The following is a 26,439-nucleotide window of genomic DNA, read 5'->3' as shown; positions in this document are numbered from 1 at the left end:
CCCGCCGCAGTTGTCCTGGCTTTCAGGTTATTCGCGGACGATAGCGCCCGCATCCTGGCGGATCGTCGGCCCCTCTTTCACCTTCAGGCTGAGTCCTTTTGTCTCCAGTTCGGCATTGCGAATGCGCAGCCCCTGAGCGGCTTCAATATTGACGTTGGTGAAATGGAAACCGCTGAGTGGGGCTTCCGGGGTGCCAATAATATAGGCTGCCGCCTTGCTGTCACCGGTAGACGTTAAGTTCTCCACGGTGATGTTACTGAAGTGCGGGGTGGTGTGTTTGTCGAAGGGCTGTTTCGGATCGCTGTCCGGCGGATAGATCTGCTCCCCGAGGGTAAAACCGCCCGCCTGCAGCAGCTTGTCAACCTCTGCCTCAACAATAGGCGCGGCTTTATAGTAGGCGGAGAAGACCAGGGGCACTTCGACGTTGTGCATTTTGGTATTGCGGTAAACGATGTTTTTCACCTCGCCCCCCTTACCGCGCGGGCTTTTGATGCGGATGCCGTACATCGACCCCTCGAAGGTGTTGTTTTCCACCAGCACGTTATTCACCCCACCCGCACTCTCGCTGCCGATGGAGATCCCGCGTCCCTGCTTCAGGGTGTTATTGGCAATATAGATATTATCCACCACGCCATCCGGGAAGCGTGGGTCCGCTTTTTCCGCTTTGATGGCGATGTGATCGTCGTTGCAGTCAATGTAGTTATTGGTGATACGAATGTTCTGGCTGTCGATAGGATCGATGGCGTCGGTATTTGGCGCATGCCAGGGGGAGAGAATGCGCGTCCCGTTAATATCGACATCGTGCGCATAGCGCGTCACCACGTGGAAGCTCGGCGAATGGGTCAGTGTGACCCCATCGATAAGCACGTTGTTCGAGCGCGTAATATAAATCAGCCGTGGCCGATCGGTCCCGCCCTTCTTACCTGTCGCGCGGATGTTTTCCCGCCAGCGCTCCCACCACACGGCGCCCTGACCGTCGATAGTGCCTTCGCCGACGATAGCGACATTTTGCGCATCCGCAATGCTGATAAACGGCAGCCAGCCGTTTTCCGCTTCGGCATATTTTGATTTTTCATCGGCACGATAAGCCGCAACTTCGGTTGACGCCACCAGGGTGGCATCTTTCTCCAGCTTCAGCTGGATGTTATTGCGCAGAAAGAGCGGGTTGGTCAAAAAATTGCCTTTGGGTACCAGCACGGTTCCGCCGCCTGCGGCAGCGCAGTCGTCAATCGCTTTTTGAATAGCCCCGGTGTTGAGAGCAATCTGTAATCGATGGCCCTCCGCGCCGTAGTCGGTGACCTTACAGACTTTATCGGGAAACTTAACGGAACTCGCGGCCTGGACGGCGTGAAGCGGTATCAGGCTCGCCACAGCGGCGGCAGCCCACAGAGGTAAAGTGCGGGAGATCATAACGTCATCCTTTTATGGTTTGTTGTTTTGTAAAATTAGCACCGCTGTTTCTTTTCTGTGAGTGTGACGATCACGCTTTGCTGCATGTCGTTATTTTGCCTGAAAATAACGCTGATTTTTTGGGCAAATGACACAACTTTCCCGCCCTTTTCCCTTCGCAAAGATAAAAAAACCTTCTGCAATTGGTTGCATTATAAAACCATATAGCGCAGGCTTTATTTAGTTTTATATTGAAACCAATTAACGCATTCCGAGGTATCACAATGAGTACGCAACGTTCTACGGCTTTGATTACAGGTGCATCTTCCGGGATTGGCGCGGTCTACGCCGACCGTCTCGCCGCCCGCGGTTACGATCTGGTGCTGGTGGCCCGCCGGGAAGCGCGCCTGCTGGCGCTGGCGGAACAGCTGGAGCAGCGCTACAGGGTGAAGGTTACCACCCTGACGGCGGATCTTACCGATGAAACCGGGATCCGTGCCGTGGAGGAGATCCTGCGCAGCAATACCGCTATCGATACCCTGATCAACAATGCCGGCACCGCGCAGATGGCCCCCTTCCTCGCGGGAGATGTGGTGCAGCATCAGGCGATCAACATGCTCAACACTACCGCCCTGATGCGCCTCACCTATGCCCTGCTGCCGCGGCTGGCGCAGAACAACCGCGGCACCCTGATTAACATCGCCTCGGTGCTGTCGATTCATGCCCGGGCGGGCAGCGCGCTCTACAGCGCCACCAAAGCCTGGGTGCTGAATTTTACGCGCGGGTTGCAGGAGGAGTTTGCCGACAGCCAGGTGCGGATCCAGGCGGTATTACCGGCAGCCACCGCCACCGAAATCTGGGGGCTGTCCGGCATCACTGCTGACGATCTGCCCGCCGGATCGGTGATGACTACCGACAATATGGTGGACGCAGCGCTGGCGGGGCTGGATCAGGGGGAGTTGATCACCATTCCGCCGATGCACGACGAAACCCTGTGGGCGCGCTACGAAGAGGCGCGGCTGGCGCTGTTTGCCAGCGCCCGCACCGGGGAACCGGCACTGCGCTATCTGCCCCGCTGAGGGTTACTGCTTAAGCGGGTCACGTACTCGTTCATCCAGGCGGTCAGCGTGGACGCTGATCTCAACCCTGCGACACAGCTGTCGCGGGGTTAGGGTCTCTCTGGCATAGTGAGGCAGACGCAGCCTGCTGATAAGGAAGAACCCCATGCTCGAACTTCGCCCGAACTGTGAATGGTGTGACTGTGACCTGCCCCCTGACGCCCGGGACGCCAGAATCTGCTCCTTCGAATGCACCTTCTGCGCCGCCTGCGCCGAAACCCATCTCAACCATCGCTGTCCCAACTGCCAGGGGGAACTGGTGCGCCGCCCGGTGCGGCCGGCAAATAAGCTGGTGAATTCGCCAGCTTCCACCCTGCGGGTCCACGCGCAAAAAAGGGCCTGACTCTCCAGCTTTCTGACGATGAGGTAAATGATGATCCAGTTGCAGACCATCCCGGCACCGCGCCTGTTCACCGGGGTGGCCCCGGTATTGCTCACCGATGCCACCCTGCTTGAGCGTAAAAATAAGGTGCTGACCCGCATGAACGAGGCGGGCTATGACGCCCTCGTGATTTATGCCGACAAGGAGCACGGGGGTAACTTCGAGTATCTGACCGGGTTTGTACCCCGCTTCGAGGAGGGGCTGCTGATCCTTGATAAGTCGGGCGCTGCTACGGCAATTCTGGGCAATGAGAACCTGAAGATGGCGCAGCATTCGCGGCTCCCGGTCACCCTGAAGCACTGTCCGTATTTCTCGCTGCCCAATCAGCCGATGGACAATGAGACCTCGCTGGAGACGCTGTTCAGCGACATCGGCCTTCACCGGCTCGGCAAAATGGGTCTTGTGGGCTGGAAAATGTTTACCGCTACCGGGGCCGATAATAAACACCTCTTCGATCTGCCGTACTTTATTGTCGAGGCGCTCAAAAACAGCACCGACGCGCAGCTGGAGAATGCCGCGCACCTGTTTATCGGCGGCGATAACGGTGCCCGGGTGACCAACAACGAGAACGAAATCGCCCATTACGAATATGGCGCTAATCTGGCCTCAGGCTGCATGCTGAATGCCATGAACGCGGTGGAGCCGGGGATCCGCGAAACCGAGCTGGGGGCGTTGCTCGCGGCGGAAGGCCAGTATCAGACGGTGGTGACCATTGCCGCCGCCGGGCAGCGTTTTGAGAAAGCGAATTTTTACCCCACGTATAAAAAGCTGGAGCGCGGCCAGCCGCTGTCGATGACCACCGGCTTTAAAGGCGGGCTATCGAGCCGGACCGGGTTTGTGATTGCCGACGAGAGCGAGCTGCCTGAAGCGCAGAAAGATTATCTCGATCGGGTGGCGAAGCCCTATTTTGCGGCGGTCGCCAGCTGGCTTGAGACTATCCGCATCGGGATGCCGGGCGGCGAGATGTACGCCCATATCGAAAAGGTACTCAACAAAACGCAGTATGGCTGGCACCTCAATCCCGGGCATCTCAGCGCCGATGAAGAGTGGATGTCCTCCCCCATTTATCCTCACTCCACCGAGACGCTGAAAAGCGGGATGATCCTGCAGATCGACATTATCCCCTCCGTACCGGGCTACACCGGGGTGAGCGCCGAGGAGAGCATCGCGCTGGCTGACCCGGCGCTGCAACGCAAAATCCAGACGATCTATCCGGAGGTATGGGCGCGGATTGTGACCCGCCGGACCTATATTCGCGACGTGCTGAAGATCAATCTCGCGGATGAGGCGATCCCGCTGTCGAATACCGTGGCCTATTTGCGCCCGTTCCTGCTGGCGAAGGAGAAGGCGTTTACCTGCTGAGGCGAAGGCTGGTGCTGCCGTTTGCATAGACCAGATAAAGTATTAAGAAATAACCTGCCTCCCCCCCTCTCCTTTAAGGATGAGGGGGAAAAGACCGCCCCTGTAGTCGGCCCTTCACTTACCGTACCGGATCACACTTTCTCTATCCTGGCCGGTAACCCCTGGCGCACCGAGGAGCCCGTCACCCACTCCAGCCACGGACCGGGCACCTTACGGGTGGGATCGGCAAAACCGAGATCGTTGAGATTCACCCCAGAAGCAATCTGGCTTCGCTGCGCCATCGGCTCACCATCCAGCCAGTGTTGCCGCGCCCCCATCTCTTTGTGCCCGTAACCATGCTCCATGGCAATCACCCCCGGCATCACCCCGGAGAGTAAACTCACCTGCGCCTCCACGCTGCCGCCCGGCGTCCGTATTCGGGCGAGATCGCCGTGCTGCAGGCCAAACCGCGCGCCATCCTGCGGGTGGATCGCCACCAGCCCCGTCGGCTTAACGTGGTGCAGCCGTTCCACGACGGTGCTTGAGCTGCTCATCACATTTGATTTAAACGACATCAGCTGCATCGGCCACTCCGCTGGCGGGTAGACCGCCTCCAGCGCCCGGCCATCAGACAGGCGGGCCGGATACCAGGTCGGGCAGCCGCTGAAGCGCTCGCCGGTGATGGCGTGTTTGTATGCCGCGACCTGCGGGTTCCAGATATGCAGCGGTTTAGCCCATTCGGTTCCCACCGTCTCCCCTGATCGGCCCGAGGCATCCGGCGCAAACCGCCCTCCCCGGCTGTAGAGAAACGCCACCGGTAGCGCCTCCCGGGCCGTTAGGGTCTGTTTGATGGCCGGGAAGATGCGATCCACGCCGGATAACAGGATGTCCTGCTCGTTGGCTCCGGGCAGCGGTTTCTGCCCGGCAAAGGCGATATTGGCGGCGGCGCGCAGGTAGTAATCCTCCGCGCGGTGTAGCGGGTGCATCTCCCCCTGCGCATCCGGGATGGCGTTGTCGCCAAACCCCGGGAGCTGCATTCGTGTGGCCACCGCAATGCAGAAGGCCTCCATGGAAACCGGCTCGCCCCCGGCGGTTTTCGCCGTCGCGGCGGCCACCACCGGCCAGCGCGCGGTGGTGGTTTTACTCGCCACGCCGCCCCACGGGGCGCTGAATCCCCAGCTTTCGAAATTATGCGTATCCGGCACGATATAGTCCGCCAGGGCGGTGGTCTCATTCATGAAAGCATCGATGGCGATAAACAGAGGCAGGCGCTGCGGATCCGCCAGGCGCTCCTCAATCACCCCCCGCAGCCCCGGGACGCCGTACAGCGGGTTGGTCATGTTGGAGATCCACGCCTTCAGTGGATAGGGGTAACCCTCCAGCGCGGAGGGCAGCAGCTCGGTCAGCTGCCCGGCGACAAAGGGATACCAGGGGGCACGGGCAGGCCACGGCGACTGGCCTGCGGCGATCTTCGCCTGATACTCCTCCGATTGGGCGTAGTCGGCTTTGCTGCGGGCAATATTGAGCCCTTTGGGCGCCACCTTGCCGGGGAACTGCTCCAGGTTGTAGCAGGGCCCGTTCACCTCGCCGTTGAATTTCCCGCCGCCGACAAACACCCCGCCGCTGAGGCTCATGTTCCCCAGCAGCACGTTGAGCATCATTACCGCCCAGGCGTTGTAGAACCCGTTCCCGGACATCATGCCGCCGTGGGTCACTACCGCCGCCTTGCGCCCGTAGCCTGTAAAGGTCGTGGCCAGGGCGACGATCTGATCCACCGCCACCCCGCACTGCTGGCTGTACTGCGCCAGGCTGAAGCGGTGGGCCGACTCTTTCAGACACTGAAAACTGCTTTTCACCGTCACCAGGGTGCTGTCGTGCAGGGTGACCTGCTGCGTCACGTAAAGCGCGCCGCGATCGCACTGGCTGACGGGCACCAGCTCGCCCGCCTCGTTCACCACCAGCGCCTCATCCTCCTGCCCGTCGCCGCCGTTCAGATGGGAAAGGTGTAAATGCTGGCCCGCCAGAGGGTGCGCTTCATCGGTAATGACCAGCCAGGTGGCGTTACTCCAGCTCTTCTCCCCGGCACGCGCCATCGCCTCGCGGCTGGTGAGCGTCAGATACTCTGCGGTATAGCGCTCGTTATCGATGATCCAGCGGATCATCGCCATCGCCAGCGCCGAGTCCGAACCGGGCTTAACCGCCAGCCAGTGGCCGCGATCGTCGGCCAGCACCGTGGTCAGCGGCAGGGCCGGCGAGACCACCACGTAATTGAATTTCCGCAGCCGGGCGCTGGCAAGCTGGCGGGCCTGACGCTTGAAGGGGTTACCCGACTGGGCCGGCGAGGTGCCCATAAACAGGGCAAACTCGACGTTTTCCCAGTCCGGTTTGGCGTGCGGGTTTTTATCCAGATCGCCCATCAGCGCCCCGGACCCGGCGCGGTAGGCCAGGCCGCAGTAGGCCCCGTGGGCACCAAAGTTCTTCGAACCGAAGCTGTTGAGGGCAAAACGGCGCAGGAAACCGTCCCGCCCCTCATCGCTGGTGTTGGTTACCAGCAGCTGATTGGCCTTCGGCCCCCAGGCGGGATGGCGGGCATCCACCGGGGTGGTGAGATCGCGAATGGCGCGCAGCCCGTCCACGTGCCCCTCGCCGAACAGGTTACCGCCCTCCACCACCTCTTCGATCAGCTGCTCAAAACTGATGCGTTGCCATTTGCCCTCGCCGCGTTTGCCCGCGCGCTTCATCGGGGTGAGGAGCCGCAGGGGGCTGGTCAGGCTTTCCAGCAGGGTGGCACCGCGCGCGCAGGCGGTGGAGCGGGACCCGAGCCCGCTTTCTCCGGCAAGGCGGGACATCGCTCCGGCAAACGGCATGCTGCCGGGGAACGGTTTCTCATGGGAGAGCGGATGCCAGGGGTTACCGGCGATGCGCAGCACCTGGTTCGCCTGCTTGTCGACCCGCACCCGGATGCCGCACAGCGTCCAGCAGCCAAAGCACTGGGTCATGGAGACCGCCTGGCCGGGCGTGTTTTGCCAGCCGTTATGGACGCTGCCTTCCGGCGGGAGCGAGTTGCCGTGGATCCGGTCGCGGGTCACCTTGCCGGAGGTGCCGTTGACCAGCCCCTCGAGGGCCCGTTGTGCAACATCGCGATAGCTCAGACCGAACGCGGCAAAACCCCCGGCGGCCACGCCGATTTTCAGCCATTGACGGCGGGATAATTTAGGCATGCTGATATCTCCTTGAAAGCCAGGTCACGCACTCCCCGAGGATAATCATCAGGGCCAGCCACAGGCCGAAAGTGCCGATAATCGCCAGCAGGCCGTCGGTGCCCATCGGCAGGGAGTAGTCATTTTTCAGGGCGTTGTATTTCGGGATAATTTGCCCCCCCATCAGCACCGCCCAGCGCAGCGTCCAGCAGAGGATCGCCACCAGCAGCGCGCTTGCGAGGATGATAAAGAACGGGGGCTGATACCGACTGGCATACAACGAGACTGTCAGCGCCGCCGCCCACAGCAGCATCAGGGTAAGCAGGTAAAGGCGGATGTCACCGCCGAGCTGCCACTGCTGGCGCAGCGCTTCCCCCGACAGGGTATCGCCGAGAGACCACGCCAGCATCACCGCCCCGAGCAGGACGAGGGCCACAACCTGCCCCTGCGCCAGCCGCCGGGCGAGGTCGCGCATCACAAGACCGAGCAGCGCCAGCAGCGCGCTCATGGCACTGAAGAACATCGCCACCGGGAGCCAGTAGCTGAACCACACCGGCCTGGCGCGCACCACGGAGACTTCCCGCCCGGTATAGAGCAGCAACCCGATGGCGGTCAGCGCCGCCGCCAGCGCCAGCCCGCGCAGCAGCCGGGTATTGCCCTTGCGCAGGTGAAACAGTAAGAACCACAGCCCCAGCAGCAGAGTGAACAGCGGTAAAAAGAGCGCGCCCCAGGGCATCCATGACCAGGGGGTCGGCCAGGCGTAAAAGTGCCAGAAGCGCGCGGTCTGGTGCAGGTCGGCGGTCAGCGCCAGCGGGGCGGTGATCCCGCAGGTCAGCGCGATGAACAGGCACACCCGCTCAAACCGCTCGCTGTGCCGGTGTCGCAGCCAGCGGGCCGCGCAGGCCAGCAGGACGGCGCAGGAGGCAATCCCGATAAAGAAAAAGTACTGCACGGCCCAGGGCAGCCAGGTGATGGCCTGGGGTTGAGCCAGCATCTCATCAATGATCATATTCCACCTCCTGCCAGAGTGCGGGTCGGGCGCGGCCCTGCAGCGGAGAGACAAAGGCCTCATCCAGGCCGAGATAGAAGACCTGCGGTCGGGTGTTGTTTTCCGGCTTCAGCACCTTGATTTCGTCCCGGTGCGTCGCCAGCATCCGGCTCAGGGTGCTGCGGGGATCTTTCAGGTCGCCGACGATCCGGGCGCCTCCCACGCAGGATTCCACACAGGCCGGCAGCAGCCCGGCTTCGAGGCGGTGCGCGCAGAAGGTGCATTTATCCGCCGTCTGGGTGGTATGGTTGATAAAGCGGGCATCATACGGGCAGGCCTGCACGCAGTAGGCGCAGCCCACGCAGCGGGTGTTGTCGATCACCACAATGCCGTCCTTGCGCTGGAAGGTGGCCTGCACAGGGCACACCGGCACGCAGGGGGGGTTATCGCAATGATTGCACAGCCGGGGCAGCAGCACGTTGGTCACCTCGTCGCTATCGGCAAGCCGGACCTGATACTGACTGACGGTGGTGCGGAACGCCCCTTGCGGCGTCTGGTTCTCAATGGCGCAGCTTACCGTACAGGACTGGCAGCCGATGCAGCGGCGCAGATCGATAAGCATGGCGTAGCGATGCTGGTCGGAACCGCCATGCCGCTCAGGGCCGAACGCGATCTCTGCCTCTGCCAGCGGAACCAGCGCCGCGCCGGCCGTGACAACGCCCATTTTCTGTAAAAACTGGCGCTTACTGATGTCCATGTTGCCCTCCACTCAGTGCGCGTAAGAAAACGATCAGGGATGGTATTACCTGACCAAATGTGGTTATTTACAGTCTAAAAATCTGGCCGGGTCGCTCACTATTGTGGTTAACCACATAAACCCGATGGGCTTGATCTAACGCAAAAGAAAGGGGCAGGTATTGCATGGAGCGCAGCGTAAAAATCCTTTTGTTCCTGATCGTTACCGGCCTCACCTCCCCGCTGCTGGCAGCCGACTGGACCATCGGCATCCTGGCCTTACGCGGTGAAACCGCCACCCGCACCCACTGGCAGCCGCTGGTCGACTCGCTTAATCACGCCGTGCCCGATGCCCACTTCCGCCTGCTGCCGCTGGATCTCAACGGCATGCGCGAGGCGGTAAACCAGGGCACCATCCAGTTTGTGCTGACCAACCCGGGGCAGTTTGTCCAGCTCAACAGCCACTACCATCTGCGCTGGCTGTCATCGCTGCGCTCCGGGCAGGGATCCGCCGTGGAGAGCATGACCACCGGCAGCGCCATACTGGTGCGCAGCACCAGCAGCATCACCCGCCCACAGGATCTGGCCGGAAGAACGCTGGGAGCGGTGGATGCGCAGGCCTTTGGCGGCTATCTGCTGGGCTACCGGGCGCTGCGTGATGCCGGGTTACAGGTGGATGACAGCAAGGTGCGCTTTGTCGGTTTTCCGGCCGATGCCCTGCTCTATCTGCTGCGTGAAGACGCTATTCAGGCCGCCATCGTGCCGGTCTGTTTACTCGAGAGCATGGACAGCGAGGGGCTGATCGACAAAAGCCAGTTTCGCGTGCTGCTGCAAAAAAACGTCGCCTTTCACTGCCTGACCAGCACCCCGCTCTACCCTGACTGGTCGTTTGCCGCGCTGCCCGGCGTGGACGACCGGGTGGCGGACGCGGTGACCCGGGCCCTGCTGAGTTCGCCCCGCTGGGGGGCTCCGACCTCCACCAGCGATACCGAAGCCCTGCTGCGGGAACTCAACCGCCACCCGGAGCAGCAGCGGATCGGGCAGACGGTGATCGACTGGATGCGCCAGCACCGGCTGGCTATCGGGCTGTGTTTACTGCTGGTGGTGCTGTTTATCGCCAACTATGGCTGGGTGATGGTGCTGGTGAATCGCCGTGGCAGGGCGCTGGAGCAGGCAAACAGCCAGCTGCTCGCCCAGCAGCAGACCCTGGAGCAGGCCCGACAGATGAGCATTCTGGGGGAGATGGCCTCCGGTTTTGCCCACGAGCTCAACCAGCCGCTGGCGGCCATCCGCATGTACGCCCAGGGCGGGCTGAACCATCTGTCCGCGGCTGAAAACCGTGCCGCGGTCGAAAAGGCGCTGGTCAATATTGAATCGCAGGCCGAACGCTGCGGGTTGATCATCCGCCACCTGCGGGAGTGGGCCAACCCGGCGCGACAGAGTGAACAGGCGACGGAAAGTGTGACCCCCTGCGATGTTGCCGGGACCCTCAGGCAGGTACTGACCCTCCTGCAGCTGGAGAAGGCCGCGCCCGGCCTTGCCGTACATCTGACCCGCCACCAAACCGTTATGCTCTTTTTGCCGCCGGTGGTGCTGGAGCAGGTGCTGGCAAATATCATTTTGAACGCGGTTCAGGCGGGTGCCAGCAACCTGTGGATTGACCTGGATCGCGATGAGCAGCAGCACCGGATAACCCTGCAGGATGATGCCGGCGGCGTCCCTGCGGAACAGCTCGCTGAGCTGTTTCGCCCCTTCCATTCCGGTAAAAAAACGGGCATGGGCCTGGGGCTGGTTATCTGCCAGCGGCTGCTGCGTGGCGTTAATGGCGACATCAGCGTAAACAACCACCGTGCGCCGGACGGGAGCGACGGGACGCGCGTGACCCTTACCTTTGCGATCGGCGAACACAACGGAAAAGCGTAATGATTCATTTAGTTGACGACGACGAGGCGGTCACCAGCGCCTGTTGCTATTTACTGGAGAGCCTGGGCCACAGCGTCCAGTGCTGGAACCGGAGTGAGCAGTTTCTGCGCGAAGCCCCGCTCGGGACGACCGGCGTCGCGCTGCTGGATATGCGGATGCCGGAGATGGACGGGCATGCGCTTTTTCAGGCCATGCGCGAGGTCAACAGCACCCTGGCGGTGATCTTTCTCACCGGGCACGGCGACGTACCGATGGCCGTCCAGGAGATCCAGTCTGGCGCGGTCGATTTTTTACAGAAACCCGTCGCCGCCGGGGCCCTGACGGCGGCCATTGAGAGAGGTTACGCCCACTCGGCGCGCCTGACGCAGACCAACGAACTCAGGCTGCGCTACGCCACGCTGACGCCAAAAGAGAAAGAGGTGGCACACTGGGTCGCCGCCGGCCTGATGAATAAAGATATTGCGCTGAAGATGCATATCGCGCTCCGCACGGTGGAGGTTCACCGGGCGCGGGTGATGGAGAAGATGGACGCGAAAAGCATGGCGGAGCTGGTGTTGCAGATTAACCGTTCAGGCGCATAAAAAAGCCTGCCGAAGCAGGCCTTCGTCATTACTGCAACGCGTCGAGAATGTGATACGCCGCCTTCACCCGCTCCGGATTGGGGTAATTTTTATTCGCCAGCATCACAATCCCGAGATCCTTCTCCGGGATAAAGGCGATGTAGCTGCCAAACCCGCCGGTCGCCCCGGTTTTATGCACCCATGAGGCCTTTACCGGCGGCTGCGCCGGGGTGATGGCCACGGCATCCCGCGCCGCCAGGGCGTACTTGTTATCCGCCCCGGCCTCCAGCGTTTGGGATGTCACCGGCCAGTTCAGCATCTCCCAGCCCAGCCCCTGATACATCTCCCCCACCTGCCAGTAGCGTGACTGGGCGATCGCCACCCCTTTTTTCAGGGACGCATTCTGAATGCCATCCGGCCGGAGGTTGGCCTGTAGCCAGCCCGCCATATCCACAATGGAGGTTTTCACCCCGTAGGCTTCTGCATCGAGCATGCCCGGCGAGACGTGCACCGCCTTGCCGTCCCGGTAGCCCCAGGCATAGTTCGCCCGCTCATTTTCCGGAATAGCGATCCACGTATGGGAGAGATTTAGCGGTTTCAGCACCCGATGGGTGAGCGCCTGCTCAAAATTCATTTTCGAAGGTTTCACCGCCAGGGCGCCAAACAGGCCAATACTGGCATTGGCATACTGGCGCCTGGTCCCCGGAGCCCATTCCGGCTGCCAGGCCTGGTAGTATTTTTCCAGCGATGCGGTATCAGTGACGCGGTCCGGTACCTGTAGCGGCAGGCCACCCGCGGTATAGGTCGCCAGATGCAGAAGCGTGATCCCTTCCCACTGCTTGCCCGATAACGCAGACCAGTACTTGCTGGCAGGATCGCTGAGCGCAATCTCCCCGCGCGCTACCGCATCGCCGCCCAACACCCCGGTAAAAGTTTTGCTTACCGAGCCGAGTTCAAACAGCGTCTGGCGGGTGACGGGCTTGTTCCCGGCGACATCCGCCTGCCCCCAGGTGAAGTAGTAGGGTTTGCCCTGATAAATCACCGCCACCGCCATACCCGGGATCGCCTGCGCCTTCATCAGCGCCGTGATGGTGGGGTTAACCACCTGCGCGACCTGCGCCGCCTCCGGCGTAGTGGCCAACGCGGAACCGGACAGGCAGAAAAGGAGCGCACAGAGCAATGATTTCTTCATCGGGATGATCTTTATCGAAAAGTGAGGGGGCTATTTTGCAGATCTGACGGAGGAATGTAAAACGGGCCAGAGAGCCTGCACGGCCCCCTGGGGTGATGCTTGATGGTTCCCGATTATGCCCGGCCGAAAAGCAGTCGATCCCCTATCTTCATCCCCATTTCGCGTAAATACTTGCCGCGAAAAATTTGTTCCCTTTCCCACTCAGCCAGGGCCTTATCCGTGTCATCCGGCCAGGCTTGCAGGGCATCGCCTAAGGCCAAGGCGTTGGCGGCCGCTTTGGAGGTGCTCGCCGCGGTATGGGGCCGGGGAACAGAGGCGGCGTCACCCAGTAAAATCACCCTACCCTTCACCATCTTATCGACGGCGAGATCGCGTATCGCCTGGGCAAAGGGCTCCTTTGTCGCCTGTACAATTTCGCGGAAGCCGGGCGGGAGTAGCCGCTGTGCTTCGTCCATCAGATGCGCTTTCCAGCGTGCGGCCAGCAGCCCTTCCGGCACGGAATAGCTTCGCGCAACACCGTCGGTTCCCGTCATGATCGCTTCCCGCTGCGCATCACCGACGACCCGGTACCAGACCCAGTTGTAAAAACGGTGGCCTGGCCGTAAATCGTTATCCGCCCCCGGCACCAGATAGCCCAGAATGTGCGAGCCCGCGTTGCTGGCGAAGGCAAAATCGCCGTGAAGCTGCTGTCTGGCCAGCTCAGGCATGTCGTTTTCGGCAACCAGCCCGCGCCATGCGATATACCCGGCGTATTCGGGCGTGTCGTTCCACAGCAGTTTGCGCACAAAAGAACCGTTGCCGTCAGCACCGATCAGCAGATCCCCAGTCTCCTTTGCGCCGCCTTCAAAGATGGCGGTGACGTGCTGGTTGTCAGGAAACGCTACATCCGTAAGCACATGGTTTTTATGATAATGAATATCGCGGATCGTCGAGCGCATCAGCGAATAGATCAGTGACCACGAGGTTTGCACCTGGGGGGCATACTGCCGCTGCTCCACCGAGCCGTCCGGGCGATACACCACTCTCTGCGCTGAGCGCACGCCCAGAGTGTCCCAGTCGCGTTCGATACCACTGCGGCGGATTAACGCCACCACTTCGGGCTGGAGCACAATGCCGCCGCCTCTGCTGTCGAGATCCCGGGCCGAGCGTTCGAAAATATCGACGTCCCAGCCCGCCTGCTGCAGCATATTCCCTGCAAATAATCCCCCTAACGAGCCACCGATAATCAGGGCCCGTTTTCTGGGGTGCATTTCACCGATCATATCGGGCTCCCTCTCGTTTAATCAGGTCGCGATAAGCATCCATGATGTAATAGCGGAGCTGATCCACCGGAACGGCGCCCGTCAGCCTGATACCGGCAATATCAAGGGTGGGAACGCTGCTAATATCGCCCTGCCGCGCCAGGTCTTCCAGCTGGATCACCTCCGCCTCTCCCGCGGTACTGAGCAGATAAATGCGCGCGGCCTCTTTGTCTATCCCGCATTCGCCGGCCACCTCCGCCAGGACATCAAGGTCGCCAATATCTCTTCCCTCCTCGAAGTATGCCTGAAACAGGCGCTTAACCAGCAGGGATCGGGCCTTTCCGGCAGGGGCAAAAAGCGTCAGCCGATGCGCCGCAAAGGTGTTAGGAACGCGCTGAATGGCCGGGTAGTTAAAGGCGACATCGTCCGTTTTCCCCTTCTCAACGGTGTGCTCATCCAGCTGATGCGAATATTCCCAGCTCCCGAATTTAGCGCGGCGATAGGCGACACGCTCCATGCCCTCCAGCGGCATACCGGGGTTAAGCTCAATGGGTAGCCAGTCGACCTCGACCCCGACGTCTTCGGGCAACGATTGCAGTACCTTTTCCAGCCGGGCATCCGCAATCCGGCACCAGGGACAAATAAAATCTGACGTAATCTTGATGGATACTTTCATGTTTCACCTCTCACTGCGGAGAAGGCTAACACTGTTACTTAAAGGTGATAATATGGTTAAAACAGCTTACAGAGTTGCGCAAGGCGCAACGATGCGGGGAGAGAAAAATGGATATGCTGGCATCGCTTGAAGCCTTTATTACGGTAGTCGAAGAGGGTGGCTTTGCACCCGCCGGCAGAAAGTTAGCCCTGGCAACGTCTTCGGTCACCCGACAGATTGACGGCCTGGAAAAGGTGCTCGGCACCCAGCTGCTAACCCGATCGACCCGCAGCGTGGTGCTGACGGCGGCCGGGCATGTTTACTTCGAGCACGCGGTCAGGATCCTCAACGACCTGGAGTACGCCAATCAGGAGGTGCGGGACCAGACGGGGGAACCCCGGGGGGTGTTAAGGATCAGCCTGCCGGTCTCGTTTTCCAGGCTGCATATCGCCCCGCTGCTGGCCCCCTTCTCTCGCCGCTATCCGTTGATCTCCCTTGATCTGACCTTTACCGATGAGGTCGTCGATTTGGTGGAAAAGCGGCTGGACTTGACTGTCCGACTGGGCAAGGTCGACTCCCCCAATCTGATCGCACGCAAGCTGCTTTCCCAGCGTCGGTGCGTTTGCGCCAGCCCGGACTACCTGCAAGCGCAGGGTTATCCTGACGTACCTGCGGATCTTAAAAACCATAACTGCCTGATCTTTTCCTATTCGTCCGGCAAAACGAAGTGGTATTTCAACGGGGAAAGCCAGGTCGCTATCGATGTGAAAGGCACGCTGAAGTGCAACAACTCAGAAATCCTGCGCGAAGCGGTGTTAAGTGGCTATGGCATCGCGCTGCTGCCTGACTGGCTGATCGGCAAGGATATCCAGGAGGGGAAGCTGATCGGGTTACTGCCGCAATGGCGCGCAGAAGTGAACGACGGTGAGGATGATTCCGCGATTTATGCCATCTACCATCCCACCCGCAGGAACACCAAAAAAGTGAAGGTGTTTGTCGATTTTCTGATGGCGCATCTTTCCCCGGAGACGGAAAGTGAATAGTGCAAATTCAACAGCGTTGCGTCTGACGCAACGTACTTTTGCGTAAACGTCATGTTCTGTTATCGCTGGCTGTACGGTATGTTGATGAATATTCAAGGATAAAAATCGCTAAATCCCATTTCTAACGCTGCAATCCGGAGTGACATGTATGTCTAAACCCAAGCTGTTTACACCGTTACGTATCCGCAATCTTGAACTTGAAAACCGTATCGTGATCGCCCCCATGTGTCAGTATTCTGCCGAAGAGGGCTGTATGACTGACTGGCATACTCTCCATCTGGGGCAACTGGCCCAGTCCGGCGCGGGCCTGCTGACCATTGAGGCGGCAGCCGTCTCCCCCGAAGGGCGAATCACCTACGCTGACGTCGGGCTCTATGATGATAAAACCGAAGAAGCGATGGCCGGGGTGCTCAAGACTCTCCGTAAGTGGTCAAATATTCCTGTCGGCATCCAGCTGGCCCATGCGGGCCGCAAAGCCTCAACCTACAAGCCCTGGGATAAGCACGGGCAAATCCCACCCGATCAGCAGGGTGGCTGGCAGACCTTAGCCCCTTCCGCAGTGCCTTACAGCGAGGGCTATACCCTCCCGACCGCTCTCGACAGCAACGGGTTAGCCGAAATCCGCAGCCAGTTCGCACAGGCCGCAAAACGTGCCGCCCGACTGGGTATTGACCTGATCCAGATCCACGCCGCGCATGGCTATCTGTTACATCAATTTTTATCCCCGCTCTCTAACCAGCGCACGGATAATTACGGCGGTTCGCTGGAAAACCGGGCCCGCTTCCCGCTGGAGATCGTCGACGCGGTGCGGGAAGCCTTCCCTGCCGATAAAGCGATCAGCGTGCGTATCTCCGCGACGGACTGGGTTGAGGGCGGTTTTAACCTTGAGGAAGCCGTAGAATTCTCGAAGATGCTGGAAGCCCGCGGAGTGGATGCGATTCACGTCTCCAGCGGCGGCCTGCACCCCGATCAGCAGATTGAGGTCTACCCAGGCTATCAGGTGCCGCTGGCAAGAGCGGTGAAAGCTGCCGTGAAGATTCCGGTGGTGGCGGTGGGCTTAATCACCGACCCGGAACATGCAGAATCCATCGTCGCCAGTGGAGATGCGGATATTATCGGGATCGCCCGTGGCGCGCTCTACAATCCGCGCTGGCCGTGGCATGCGGCGGCGGAGCTGGGTGCGCAGGTGCATGCGCCGGATCAGTATCTGCGCTGTCAGCCCCACACGCTGAAGAACCTGTTTAAGTCCTGATCCTGTCTCTGGCAAGTACCCGTGGCATCACGGGTACTCTTCAAGCGCTCAGAGATAAAAAAGCCCAAAACTCTGCGAGAACAGATTAGATAATGATGAAGTGAACCAAAGCACTCACCATTGCTAAGTTAAAAAAGAGACAAGTTCTGCTCGAAGGCGCGGGAATAAGAATTAACGCAAAATCATATATGCCGCGCAGAGCGTAAACAAAATAACAAATATCCAGCTGAACCAGTAAAATGCATTACTTGCCCCCAATCCTGTGCGAGAAACAAAGACATTATCCGTTGCAACAAATAATCCGGACGTCTTTCGAAATTGAGCAATATAATAAACGCAATAACCCAGCATGAAAAATATGAATAACACACCACCGACCTTATGAGAAAAGATCGCCAGCAGCAAGCTAACAGCTATTATGCCCAAATAGACGACTGCTGCGGTAGATTCCATTTTTTTTAATTTTTGCCTGATGGCGCTATCATGCAGCGCTTTCCAGCGTCGAAGTGTACTGATACTGAAAGCATATTTTTCGCACAACGCTTTATCAGGTACGCCTTCTTTAGCCTGGCGAAGAAAATCTGCAATTTGTTCGTCTGTAAAACGCTTTTTACTCATCGAGTCTCTTCCTTCGCAGAACATAGATGGGATTTGCCCTCACCTGCAAGATGAGTAACGGAAAAGATTCTGAGTGAGAGAGGTACAGATTCTAGATACAAAAAAGCCCGTTTTCACGGGCTTTTTATGCAGGAGAAACCGAAAATTATCGTAAATTTTGATTTCGCCTTAAATTTGGCGGAAGCGTAGAGATTCGAACTCTAGAACCCTTTCGGGTCGCCGGTTTTCAAGACCGGTGCCTTCAACCGCTCGGCCACGCTTCCAGAGTGAGGCGCACTATAAACATCTCTGTGCGCTATGTAAAGAGGCTAATTGAAGAATTTGATAATGTTCCGGTTTTGCACCCGGCGCACTTTTTTGCACATATGTGCAAACTTTTAGCAAAAATGTAACATTTCGTCGATATATTCCTGACTGTCTTTCACAGCCAGGGGTCAACGAGTGTCTTACCCATCTGATATCTACCCACGCCACAGCGCGTGGCAAAAGCTCCGTCATACTCTGTCGATTGTCAGCCATGAGCCCGCCAACCTGCTGGCTGTGCTGCTGCTCGCGCTGTTCAGCTGGATAATCCTGGCTCCGGTCATTTCCGTGTTGCTGAACGCGGTGCTGGTGCAGAGCGGCGATGAAGGCCGTACCGGAGCAACCGAGGGGGCATTTACCGCCTGGTACCTGCTGCGCACGCTCAGTTCACGTATGTCCGATATCCTGCTCTGGACGCCGTTGCTTAATACCCTAGCGGTGGCGCTGAGCACCGTCACCATCGCCCTGGTGGTTGGCATCGTGCTGGCATGGCTGGTGAATCGTACCGATATCGCGGGCCGCAAGTGGTTTGCCACCCTGCTTATCGTCCCCTTTATGCTGCCCTCCTGGACCTTCGCCCTGGCATGGAGCACCATCTTCAAGAATCACGCCATAGGCGGGCAGCCGGGATGGCTGGAGGCGATGGGGATCCAGACCCCGAACTGGATGGCCTACGGCTATTTCCCCATCGTGACCATTATGGCGCTGCACTACGCCCCGCTGGTGATCCTGATTGTCGGCAATGCCCTGAAGCGCATGGACAGCCAGATGGAGGAGTGCGCCCAGGTTCTCGGCGCATCCCGCCGGGTTATCGCCTTTAAAATTATCATCCCGCTGGTACGCCCGGCGCTGCTCTCTGCCGCCCTGCTGATTTTCGCTGACTGTATCGGCGAGTTCGCCCTGCCCTATATTCTTGGCCTGCCGGTGCATTTCGATACGCTCTCCACCGGGCTGTACCGGGCCATCGGCACGCGCCAGTCCGGCGTGGCGGCGGTGATTGCGGCGGTGATCATGCTGATGGGCATGCTGACCCTGATGCTGGATATGAAAATGCTGCGCGAGGCGAAACGCTTTGTGACCCTCGGCGGAAAAGGGGTGATGGAGCGCCGGCGCAGCCTGGGACGCTGGCGCAGCGCCGCTACCGCCCTGCCGCTGGTATTCGTGCTGCTGGGAGTGGCGATCCCGCTGCTGACCCTGTTCCTGTCAACGGTGATGATCCTCCCGGGCCGCTTTAGCGCCGATAACTTCACCCTCGATTACTGGATTGGTCACAACCTCGACACCGTAGCCCTGCACAACGGTATTCTGCTGAGCCCCGAATTCTGGCGCACGGTGGGGAACACGCTGGTCATCGTCGGCTCGGCCTCTCTCGCCTGCGGCGTGCTGGGCCTGCTGGTGGGCTACGCGGTGCTGCGCTGCCACTTCCGCTGGGTCGCCGCCTTCCTGCGCCAGCTGACCTTCCTGCCCTATCTGGTGCCGGGCATTGCCTTCGCCGCCGCCTTTCTGTCGCTGTTTGCCGTGGCCCGGGGGCCGGTTCCGGCCCTGTACGGCACCCCGTTTATTCTGATCCTCGCGCTGATTGCCGAAAAAATGCCCTACGCCAGCCGCTCCGGCATCGCGGCGATGACCCAGCTCGGCAAAGAAGCCGAAGAAGCGGCGCGGATTGCCGGTGCCGGCTGGTTCGCGCGACTTCGCCGCATCGTTATCCCGATTCAGGCTGCGCCGCTGGCGACCGGGATCCTGCTGCCGTTTATCTCAGGGATTAAAGGGGTCAGCCTGTTCGTCATCCTCGCCACCCCGGCCACCGACGTGCTGACGACCTGGTCCCTGCGCCTGATTGACTACAACTACCAGCAGGCGGCCAATGCCGTGGTGCTGATGATTGCCCTGATTTCATGGGCTGGCACGGTGATGATCCAGCGGATCACCGGTACCGGTCTGGCTGATGGTCTGGAGAAATAAGATGCCTGATATTCAATTAACGAATCTCACCAAAACCTACCCTGGCAGCGATGCCCCGGCGGTGAACAACATCAACCTGACGGTGAAAGACGGCGAGTTTATGTGTCTGCTGGGGCCGTCCGGCTGCGGCAAGACCACCATCCTGCGGATGATTGCCGGCATTGAGCACGCCAGCGGCGGGGAAATTAGCATTGGCGACAAGGTCGTTGATTCCATCGCCCGGGGCACGTACGTGCCGCCGGAAAAGCGCGGCATCGGGCTGGTCTTCCAGAGCTATGCGCTCTGGCCGCATATGACCGTCGAGCAGAACGTGGATTTCGGCCTGCGGCTGCAGAAAGTGCCCGCCAAAGCGCGTATCGCCCGCTGCCAGGACGTGATGGAAAAACTGCGCATTGCCGATTACGCCAAACGCTATCCGGCGCAGCTCTCCGGCGGCCAGCAGCAGCGCGTGGCCCTGGCCCGTATGCTGGCGGTCAATCCTGGCGTGCTGCTGCTGGACGAGCCGCTCTCGAATCTCGACGCCACGCTGCGCCTGGAGATGCGCGCCGAGCTGCGTCGCCTGCATGAAACTTTCGGCACCACCATCGTGTTTGTCAGCCACGATCAGTGGGAGGCGATGACCCTTGCCACCACCATTGCGGTGATGAGCGCCGGACAGATGCAGCAGGTGGGCACCCCGGATGAGATTTACGCTACCCCGGCCAACCGCTTTGTCGCGGAATTTATTGGCACCCCGCGCCTGAACATGATCCCGCTGCACCAGCCCTGCAGCGAGCTGGCGCAGCATCTGCAACGGCGCTTTACCCTGCACGATCAGACCCAGCTCTGCGGTATCCGCCCGGAAGAGATTGTGCTGAGCGCAGAGTCTTGCAGCAACGCCGTTCCGATGACCATCGATAACATTATGCCCACCGGTGGAAGCTGGGTGATTGAGCTGGTGGCCGGGGAAGATCGGCTGTTCCACTCCACGCAGCTGCGACCGCGCTGGCAGACGCGTCAGCAGGTGCATTGCCAGCTCCCGACCTCGTCCCTGCACTTTTTCAACCGCAACGGACTGCGTCACGACGTGACCGCGAATTAACCCCATTGACCCTTAAGGAACTCACATGAAGCGCAAGTTGTCCGCCGTCCTTATCACCAGTGCCCTGCTGAGCAGCGCCGTCGCTCAGGCTGAAACCTTCGATCTGCAAAAGCTGATCGCCGCCGCGAAACAGGAGCAGCCGATTACCGTTTATGCCTCGACCGGTAAAATCGTGCAGCAGGCAAAAGCCTTTAGCGAGCAGTACGGCTTGCAGGCCGTGGGCGTGAAAGCCGATGCGCCGCAAATCATTGAAATCATGAGCCGGGAAGCGCAGGCCAAAAACGTTCGCGCCGATGTCGCTATCGTTGAGGACGCCCCTGCCGGGATGACGCAGCTACTCAAAAAAGGCTATGTCCAGAGCTGGGTGCCGGACGATCTGAAAGACGACATTGCCGCCCGCTATCAGGAGCCCCTGACAGTGGTGCTGGCGCCAAACGTGTTTGCCTATAATACCGATCATCACGCTACCTGCCCGGTGACAAACCTCTGGCAGTTGACCGAGCCGAAATGGCGGGGCCGCGTCGCGATGCAGGATCCCACCAGCAAACCGGCCTATACCGACTGGTTCAGCCAGATGGAAACCCACTACGATCGGCAGGTTCGCGATGCTTATCAGCAGCAATTTGGCAAGCCGCTGCAAACCGACGAAAAATCCGCAACCGCAGCCTTTGTGAAGGCGCTGGCGGCCAACGGTGTACTGCTCACTCACTCCGATAACGACGCGGCATCCGCCATCGGCGCGCCGGACAGCAAAACCGACTTTGTCGGCCTGGTGTCAACCGCCAAGTTCCGCGACAACAAGCAGGGGATGAAGCTGGGTCTGTGCAGCGGCCTGAAGCCGTTCATCGGCTGGAACTACCCCAGCCTCGGCGTGGTCGCCACCGGCAGTAAAAGCCCGAACACCGCGAAGCTCTTTACCCACTATCTGCTGACCGCCGAAGGCATCGCGCCCCAGGGCGTGGACGGTAAAATGTCCACCAACCAGAAGGTCAACCTCCCCGCCGACGAAGCCTCCGGGATTGAAAAACATCGCGGCGAGCTGATGGAATACCTGACGGCCACCGCCCAGGGCGACTGGGCAAGCCGCCAGGACTGGCAGGACATCTGGAGCCTGAACTACAAAAAGTAGTTTTCAGCGTACATTTTCATTCTGAACAGGCAGCACACTTTGACTACTCATGATATTGAACAGCGGGAAGCCGCGCTGAGGCGCATTATCGTTGACGCCGGGGATACTGCCCTGCGCTTCTTCCGGTCGCGAAAAGCGGGCGAGTATGAACTGAAGGGCCATCAGGATATCCTGACCGAGGCCGATACCTTCGTTGAGAAGCAGGTTCTGGAGGCCCTTGCCGGGGCGTTCCCGGACGATTTGATCCTCGGCGAAGAGTCCGCCAGCCAGCCTGCCAGCGCGGAGAGCCTGTGGGTGGTGGATCCCATCGATGGCACCGCCAACTTTGCCCGCGGCATCCCCCATTTTTGTGTCTGCATGGCGTGGGTTCGCCAGGGTGTTACCGAGCTGGGGGCGATTTATAACCCGGTAAGCCAGGAGCTTTATCTGGCCCGTCGCGGCCATTACGCCCTGAAAAACGACCAGCCGCTGCGCTGCACCGCCATTACCGACCCGCAGCGGGCCGCCGTTGAGCTGGGCTGGTCTTCCCGCCATAGCCAGAATCACTATCTTAAGGTGCTGGGCTCGCTGCTCACGCTGGGCGCCAGCGTGCGTCGGGGCGGCTCCGGGGCGCTGGCGCTGGCATGGGTGGCGGAAGGCCGCACCGACGGGTATCTCGAAATTCATATGAACGCCTGGGATTGCCTGGCGGGGCTTTTACTGGTGCGCGAAGCCGGTGGCGTGACGGGGGTTATTCCTGAAACTGCCGGGGGAATTTTCAACGGCCTGCCGGTGCTGGCTGCCGCGCCGGGCATTGCGGCGAAACTTGCGGCTGCGGCAGGGATCCCGCTGACGATCGAAACAGAGGCGAAACCCGCGGCAGGGCACTACCCTCGCCCGCCCATCAGCCTGATCGCCGAGGATTTTCCCGGCTGGGGCGTGGATATTTATATTGGCGGATCCAGTGGTGTCAGCGATGCGGCCCTGCTGGCCGAACATGATATCGGGGTCGTGATTAACTGCGCGGTCAACCTCGATATCGACTGGGTGATACGTCCGGAAGCCAGTGCGCCTCCGCACCTGTTATCTCATGGCTCAGGCCCGGTCCGCTATTACAAGCTGGGGCTGGTCGACGGCGAAGGCAATGCACCAGAAATGCTGCACGCTGGCTATCAGCTGATGCGTTCGGCGTTGCTCCAGCAGATCCCGGATAAAGCCTCCTACCCTGTCCGCAAGCGCGGCAATATCCTCGTCAACTGTCGCGGCGGGCGCAGCCGCTCTGTCGCTCTGGTGGCGCTGTTTATGCATCTGGAGTGCCCGGCACGCTTCCCGACGCTCGAGGCAGCTATCGATCTTATCCGCGACCGGCGCCAGCTCCACCCGGACGAGTGGTATGAAACGCCGAAGCCGTCGCTGATCCGCCTGGCCGAACATGCCATTATCCGCGAACGGGCCATCGCCGGAGTGGAACAGCGTCATGAGCAATAACAGCCTGCGGAAAAATCCCGGCTTCGCCAGCGCCACCGAGGTGGCGCGCCTGGCAGGGGTCTCCCGTTCTGCGGTGTCACGCACCTTTACGCCGGGTCGCAGCGTGTCTGAGGATACCCGGCGTAAAGTACTGGCCGCCGCTGAAGCGCTGAATTACCACGTCAATCATCTGGCGCGGGGGCTCTCCCGGGAGGAGAGCCGTCCGGTCTGTATTCTGGGCGGCAATCTGTCGTTTCCCTGGCAGTCCAGCCTGCTCGACCACCTGACCCGCCGTCTACACCAGGCCGGACGCGCGGTGATGGTGATCAATACCGACGATGACGAAACGAGTGCCCGGGAGGCGCTACAGCAAACGCTGAACTATCGCTCAACCGCCACCATCGTGCTGTCGGGCAAACCACCCGGGACATTGATTGAACTCTGCCTGCAGAGCGGGCAACAGGTAATTGCCATCAACCGTATGGGCCAGTTCCCCAGCGCGGACAATATTGATATCGATTACAGCTCGACGATGAAAGAAGCATATGACTGCCTGATTGCCGCAAACTGCCGCCGTCTGGCTGTGGTCTCCTCCTCTGCCCGCTCCCCGAGCATGATTACCCGTGAAACGCGCTTTCTGGACGCCGCCGCCGAAACGGGGAGCGAGGTCACGCTTATCCGTCCCGGTAGCGCCAGTTACCAGACCGGCGTCCTCGCCGCACGGGAATTGCTCAGCCAGGCCTCACCGCCGGACGGCGTCTTCTGCGTCACGGATCTCATCGCCTGCGGTTTTATCGATGCCGCCCGCCACGAGTTTGGCCTGCGCATTCCGGAGGACATCAGCGTTATTGGTTTTGATGATATCGAACAGGCCAGCTGGCTGGGGTATCAGTTGACGACCTTCGCCCAACCGCTGGCAGAGATGGCGGAGGCTGCCTGTGACATGCTGCTTGCAGCGGATGCGGAAAAACCGGCCCGCCGGGTGTTCAGGGCGCAGCTGGTGAAACGGCGGACCACGGGTCTTGCCCGGCGGCGCTGCGCTTGCACGGGCCTACAAAAACCGTAGGCCGGGTAAGCGCAGCGCCGCCGGGCGCAGTTGATTTAGAACCAGGCTTCCCACATCGCGCCGACGTTGAAGTCGTCGAGCGTTTCATCTTTCGTGTTGTTCACGCGGGCGGTGCGTTCGTTATCCACCTTGCCGCCGGTGACGTAGAAGCGCAGCATCGGACGGAATTCCGGGCCCATCGCGATGGACATGTTCTGCGACAGGGTCAGCTTCCAGCCCTTGTTATCCCCGCCGTTGTCGTAATCAACATGCTGCCAGCCCGCTTCCAGCCAGGTGGAGTGCACGTCGTTCCACCAGTGCATCGGCCGCACGATGGCGTTGTAGTTCTTGCGGTTGTCGGTGCTGTCACGGCTGTTGTCGTAGTCGTGGAAGGCCAGAATGTACTCCACCTGGGTCGCCTGGGTGAACTTGTGCAGCCCTTCGAAGCTGGCGTACACCGTGGTCAGGTCCTCGGTTTTGTTGAACACGCTGTTATCGGAGTTATCAGAGTAGCGGGCGATCACCTTGTTCACGCCGCTGTCGTTGGTGTGGCTCAGGACCACGCCGCCCTGCCAGGCGTTGGTGCGCTCTTCGGTGTCGATGGCTTTCGAGTCAAAGCCGTAGTTGGCGTACAGCTCCAGGTCGATGGGGCCGAGCTTCATGCCGTGAATTTTGGAGGTGGCCGCGTAGTTGCCCTTGTCGCCGGTGCCGGAGCCGCCGGTACAGGTGATGCGCGACGGGTTGGCCTCGTCGTCCATCACTTCCGGGCTACAGGATTCGACTGCCGCCACGGTCGCCACGTCAAACTGCACGCCGCCGATGTCGAAGTTCTTCACCCCGGCACCCTGGCCGTCGTGGTTCATCCAGAAGTAGTCGTTGATGCCCTGCTGCGGACGCTGGTGGAAGTCACGCCCGGCCCAGAGATAGGCGTTCGGGTTGGACGCCAGAATGTTGGTCACCCCGGCGTAGGCCTTCTTCAGGTTAACCTCGTCGCCCCAGTGGTCGATCATCACGTTGACGTCCCAGATGGCCCCGTTTTCGCCCTTGAAGGCTTTTGAGAGCTGGAACTCACCGCCGTTGCCTTCGTTACCCAGACGGCCGATCGCCGAGGCGCCGTTATAGGAGCCGTCCACCGCGACGTATTTCTGATCGGCGGCCTGGAAGTGCGCCCCGTAGCGGGCATAGCCGGTAAATTTAATCCCGAACGGGATCGCCATATCCGGGGACTGGGCGGCGCTTTGCGGTTCGTTGATGACGTCGGCTTTTTTCGCCACCGCGGCATCCATTTTCGCCTGGCGATCCGCCAGGGCTTTATCCACCGCTCTGGCCACAATGGCGTCGATTTGCTCCTGCGTAAATTCCTGTGCGAATCCGGAAACCGGGCAAAGCGCGGCGATTACCGCCATTGTTAATGGAAGTTTTTTAATCATATTCATGGTTATCTCAATATATTTAAATTTTATTCAGACAATAACCACCCCGTTCCGGATTGACAGAATATGTCGCTATCATCAGAAAAGGTTGATTTTTATTTTTTAGGGTCCAGAGGTTCACACTATTATCGTAAGGTTATCTCCTTCACAGAATTATTCATGTTGAATTCAAAAAATGTGGGCGCTCACAGGAAGCGGCCAATAATCGGCTGAGACATACCCTCTATTTTTCTGGCCGATTGCTCAATTACGTTATTTCACTATCAGAGTAAGATAATGCTCAAACGTGAACCGCGTCGCAAAAATAACCTTATATTTCCACCACATTGACAACCCGGCGGCTGAACTATTTAGTGAGGCTATATAAACCAGCGCTCGACGATCACAGAAGTAAAAAAACATA

General features: G+C 59.8%; 21 protein-coding genes and 1 tRNA gene. 12 read left to right on the top strand and 10 right to left on the bottom strand.

Annotation, left to right across the window (positions count from 1 at the left end; translation table 11 throughout):
- Window positions 1–27 precede the first annotated feature (27 nt).
- The gene (locus ACP4QI_RS07705; protein ID WP_156263380.1) at window positions 28–1,410 is read right to left on the bottom strand and encodes a glycoside hydrolase family 28 protein; all 1,383 of its coding nucleotides are present in this window, start codon (window positions 1,408–1,410) and stop codon (window positions 28–30) included.
- 263 nt (window positions 1,411–1,673) lie between these two features.
- On the opposite strand from ACP4QI_RS07705, the gene ACP4QI_RS07700 reads away from it, so the two are divergent.
- The 3 genes from ACP4QI_RS07700 (at window position 1,674) to ACP4QI_RS07690 (ending at window position 4,251) form a co-directional block, all read left to right on the top strand.
- Window positions 1,674–2,468 (top strand): SDR family NAD(P)-dependent oxidoreductase, encoded by a 795-nt coding sequence (locus ACP4QI_RS07700; protein WP_426494915.1) that lies wholly within the window; start codon window positions 1,674–1,676, stop codon window positions 2,466–2,468.
- A gap of 145 nt (window positions 2,469–2,613) precedes the next feature.
- The gene (locus ACP4QI_RS07695) at window positions 2,614–2,850 is read left to right on the top strand and encodes a DUF1272 domain-containing protein (protein WP_231312697.1); all 237 of its coding nucleotides are present in this window, start codon (window positions 2,614–2,616) and stop codon (window positions 2,848–2,850) included.
- A gap of 27 nt (window positions 2,851–2,877) precedes the next feature.
- Window positions 2,878–4,251, top strand: a complete 1,374-nt coding sequence (locus tag ACP4QI_RS07690; protein ID WP_426494916.1) for a M24 family metallopeptidase — start codon at window positions 2,878–2,880, stop codon at window positions 4,249–4,251.
- A 131-nt stretch (window positions 4,252–4,382) separates the two neighbouring features.
- Here ACP4QI_RS07690 and ttrA read toward each other — a convergent pair whose 3' ends face one another.
- From ttrA to ttrB, 3 genes are read right to left on the bottom strand one after another with little or no spacing between them, the layout of a single operon-like run.
- Window positions 4,383–7,451 (bottom strand): tetrathionate reductase subunit TtrA, encoded by a 3,069-nt coding sequence (gene ttrA / locus ACP4QI_RS07685; protein ID WP_426494917.1) that lies wholly within the window; start codon window positions 7,449–7,451, stop codon window positions 4,383–4,385.
- The gene (gene ttrC / locus ACP4QI_RS07680; protein ID WP_426494918.1) at window positions 7,444–8,439 is read right to left on the bottom strand and encodes a tetrathionate reductase subunit TtrC; all 996 of its coding nucleotides are present in this window, start codon (window positions 8,437–8,439) and stop codon (window positions 7,444–7,446) included. The genes ttrA and ttrC overlap by 8 nt, the downstream gene beginning before the upstream one ends.
- Entirely contained in the window at window positions 8,429–9,175 is a 747-nt protein-coding gene (gene ttrB, locus ACP4QI_RS07675; protein WP_142488986.1) for a tetrathionate reductase subunit TtrB, read from the bottom strand. Before ttrB ends, ttrC begins: the two co-directional genes overlap by 11 nt.
- Before the next feature lie 164 nt (window positions 9,176–9,339).
- Between ttrB and ttrS the strand changes: the two genes are divergently transcribed.
- Both ttrS and ttrR read left to right on the top strand, forming a co-directional pair.
- Entirely contained in the window at window positions 9,340–11,076 is a 1,737-nt protein-coding gene (gene ttrS, locus ACP4QI_RS07670; protein WP_156263374.1) for a tetrathionate respiration histidine kinase TtrS, read from the top strand.
- Window positions 11,076–11,657 (top strand): tetrathionate respiration response regulator TtrR, encoded by a 582-nt coding sequence (ttrR, locus tag ACP4QI_RS07665; protein WP_426494919.1) that lies wholly within the window; start codon window positions 11,076–11,078, stop codon window positions 11,655–11,657. Before ttrS ends, ttrR begins: the two co-directional genes overlap by 1 nt.
- A gap of 28 nt (window positions 11,658–11,685) precedes the next feature.
- On the opposite strand, the gene ampC is transcribed toward ttrR, so the two are convergent.
- From ampC to ACP4QI_RS07650, 3 genes are all read right to left on the bottom strand, one after another.
- Entirely contained in the window at window positions 11,686–12,828 is a 1,143-nt protein-coding gene (gene ampC, locus ACP4QI_RS07660; protein ID WP_426494920.1) for a CMY2/MIR/ACT/EC family class C beta-lactamase, read from the bottom strand.
- A 113-nt stretch (window positions 12,829–12,941) separates the two neighbouring features.
- A complete protein-coding gene (locus ACP4QI_RS07655; protein ID WP_426494921.1) occupies window positions 12,942–14,090 on the bottom strand; it encodes an FAD binding domain-containing protein in 1,149 nt (382 codons plus the stop codon).
- Window positions 14,080–14,745 (bottom strand): DsbA family oxidoreductase, encoded by a 666-nt coding sequence (locus ACP4QI_RS07650; protein ID WP_426494922.1) that lies wholly within the window; start codon window positions 14,743–14,745, stop codon window positions 14,080–14,082. The genes ACP4QI_RS07655 and ACP4QI_RS07650 overlap by 11 nt, the downstream gene beginning before the upstream one ends.
- A gap of 107 nt (window positions 14,746–14,852) precedes the next feature.
- Here ACP4QI_RS07650 and ACP4QI_RS07645 point away from each other — a divergent pair, with 107 nt between their 5' ends.
- Together ACP4QI_RS07645 and ACP4QI_RS07640 are read left to right on the top strand one after the other, a co-directional pair.
- Window positions 14,853–15,767: a LysR family transcriptional regulator gene (locus ACP4QI_RS07645; RefSeq protein WP_142488980.1), complete on the top strand. Its 915-nt coding sequence runs from the start codon at window positions 14,853–14,855 to the stop codon at window positions 15,765–15,767.
- 148 nt (window positions 15,768–15,915) lie between these two features.
- A complete protein-coding gene (locus tag ACP4QI_RS07640; protein WP_142488979.1) occupies window positions 15,916–17,019 on the top strand; it encodes an NADH:flavin oxidoreductase/NADH oxidase in 1,104 nt (367 codons plus the stop codon).
- 171 nt (window positions 17,020–17,190) lie between these two features.
- Here ACP4QI_RS07640 and ACP4QI_RS07635 read toward each other — a convergent pair whose 3' ends face one another.
- On the bottom strand, window positions 17,191–17,637 hold the full coding sequence (locus ACP4QI_RS07635) for a transposase (RefSeq protein WP_142488978.1): 447 nt from the start codon (window positions 17,635–17,637) through the stop codon (window positions 17,191–17,193).
- Between the two features lie 175 nt (window positions 17,638–17,812).
- A tRNA-Ser gene (locus ACP4QI_RS07630) sits at window positions 17,813–17,900 on the bottom strand.
- Window positions 17,901–18,078: 178 nt separating this feature from the next.
- Between ACP4QI_RS07630 and ACP4QI_RS07625 the strand changes: the two genes are divergently transcribed.
- From ACP4QI_RS07625 to ACP4QI_RS07605, 5 genes are read left to right on the top strand one after another with little or no spacing between them, the layout of a single operon-like run.
- Window positions 18,079–19,902 (top strand): ABC transporter permease, encoded by a 1,824-nt coding sequence (locus ACP4QI_RS07625; protein ID WP_426494923.1) that lies wholly within the window; start codon window positions 18,079–18,081, stop codon window positions 19,900–19,902.
- 1 nt (window position 19,903) lies between these two features.
- Window positions 19,904–20,983 carry an ABC transporter ATP-binding protein gene (locus tag ACP4QI_RS07620; RefSeq protein ID WP_156263369.1) on the top strand — a complete coding sequence of 360 codons (1,080 nt, stop codon included), beginning with the start codon at window positions 19,904–19,906 and terminating at the stop codon, window positions 20,981–20,983.
- A gap of 25 nt (window positions 20,984–21,008) precedes the next feature.
- Entirely contained in the window at window positions 21,009–22,112 is a 1,104-nt protein-coding gene (locus ACP4QI_RS07615) for an ABC transporter substrate-binding protein (RefSeq protein ID WP_231312710.1), read from the top strand.
- Window positions 22,113–22,151: 39 nt separating this feature from the next.
- A complete protein-coding gene (locus ACP4QI_RS07610; protein WP_426494924.1) occupies window positions 22,152–23,579 on the top strand; it encodes an inositol monophosphatase family protein in 1,428 nt (475 codons plus the stop codon).
- Window positions 23,569–24,624 carry a LacI family DNA-binding transcriptional regulator gene (locus ACP4QI_RS07605; RefSeq protein WP_426494925.1) on the top strand — a complete coding sequence of 352 codons (1,056 nt, stop codon included), beginning with the start codon at window positions 23,569–23,571 and terminating at the stop codon, window positions 24,622–24,624. The genes ACP4QI_RS07610 and ACP4QI_RS07605 overlap by 11 nt, the downstream gene beginning before the upstream one ends.
- A 35-nt stretch (window positions 24,625–24,659) precedes the next feature.
- Here the strand turns inward: ACP4QI_RS07605 and ACP4QI_RS07600 are convergent, their stop codons facing one another.
- Window positions 24,660–26,039 carry a carbohydrate porin gene (locus tag ACP4QI_RS07600; RefSeq protein ID WP_445730301.1) on the bottom strand — a complete coding sequence of 460 codons (1,380 nt, stop codon included), beginning with the start codon at window positions 26,037–26,039 and terminating at the stop codon, window positions 24,660–24,662.
- Window positions 26,040–26,439: the final 400 nt, after the last annotated feature.

It is taken from the genome of Leclercia sp. TB492 (assembly GCF_049974505.2).
GTDB lineage: Bacteria > Pseudomonadota > Gammaproteobacteria > Enterobacterales > Enterobacteriaceae > Enterobacter > Enterobacter adecarboxylatus_C.
Note: the sequence above shows the minus strand (reverse complement) of the source record. Positions and strands in the feature narration are given on the sequence as shown.

Bases quoted from the DNA above. Each gene is read 5' to 3' on its own strand.
- ACP4QI_RS07705 (WP_156263380.1), bottom strand. From the start codon at position 1,410: ATGATCTCCCGCACTTTACCTCTGTGGGCTGCCGCCGCTGTGGCGAGC.
- ACP4QI_RS07700 (WP_426494915.1), top strand. From the start codon at position 1,674: ATGAGTACGCAACGTTCTACGGCTTTGATTACAGGTGCATCTTCCGGG.
- ACP4QI_RS07695 (WP_231312697.1), top strand. From the start codon at position 2,614: ATGCTCGAACTTCGCCCGAACTGTGAATGGTGTGACTGTGACCTGCCC.
- ACP4QI_RS07690 (WP_426494916.1), top strand. From the start codon at position 2,878: ATGATGATCCAGTTGCAGACCATCCCGGCACCGCGCCTGTTCACCGGG.
- ttrA (WP_426494917.1), bottom strand. From the start codon at position 7,451: ATGCCTAAATTATCCCGCCGTCAATGGCTGAAAATCGGCGTGGCCGCC.
- ttrC (WP_426494918.1), bottom strand. From the start codon at position 8,439: ATGATCATTGATGAGATGCTGGCTCAACCCCAGGCCATCACCTGGCTG.
- ttrB (WP_142488986.1), bottom strand. From the start codon at position 9,175: ATGGACATCAGTAAGCGCCAGTTTTTACAGAAAATGGGCGTTGTCACG.
- ttrS (WP_156263374.1), top strand. From the start codon at position 9,340: ATGGAGCGCAGCGTAAAAATCCTTTTGTTCCTGATCGTTACCGGCCTC.
- ttrR (WP_426494919.1), top strand. From the start codon at position 11,076: ATGATTCATTTAGTTGACGACGACGAGGCGGTCACCAGCGCCTGTTGC.
- ampC (WP_426494920.1), bottom strand. From the start codon at position 12,828: ATGAAGAAATCATTGCTCTGTGCGCTCCTTTTCTGCCTGTCCGGTTCC.
- ACP4QI_RS07655 (WP_426494921.1), bottom strand. From the start codon at position 14,090: ATGATCGGTGAAATGCACCCCAGAAAACGGGCCCTGATTATCGGTGGC.
- ACP4QI_RS07650 (WP_426494922.1), bottom strand. From the start codon at position 14,745: ATGAAAGTATCCATCAAGATTACGTCAGATTTTATTTGTCCCTGGTGC.
- ACP4QI_RS07645 (WP_142488980.1), top strand. From the start codon at position 14,853: ATGGATATGCTGGCATCGCTTGAAGCCTTTATTACGGTAGTCGAAGAG.
- ACP4QI_RS07640 (WP_142488979.1), top strand. From the start codon at position 15,916: ATGTCTAAACCCAAGCTGTTTACACCGTTACGTATCCGCAATCTTGAA.
- ACP4QI_RS07635 (WP_142488978.1), bottom strand. From the start codon at position 17,637: ATGAGTAAAAAGCGTTTTACAGACGAACAAATTGCAGATTTTCTTCGC.
- ACP4QI_RS07620 (WP_156263369.1), top strand. From the start codon at position 19,904: ATGCCTGATATTCAATTAACGAATCTCACCAAAACCTACCCTGGCAGC.
- ACP4QI_RS07615 (WP_231312710.1), top strand. From the start codon at position 21,009: ATGAAGCGCAAGTTGTCCGCCGTCCTTATCACCAGTGCCCTGCTGAGC.
- ACP4QI_RS07605 (WP_426494925.1), top strand. From the start codon at position 23,569: ATGAGCAATAACAGCCTGCGGAAAAATCCCGGCTTCGCCAGCGCCACC.
- ACP4QI_RS07600 (WP_445730301.1), bottom strand. From the start codon at position 26,039: ATGAATATGATTAAAAAACTTCCATTAACAATGGCGGTAATCGCCGCG.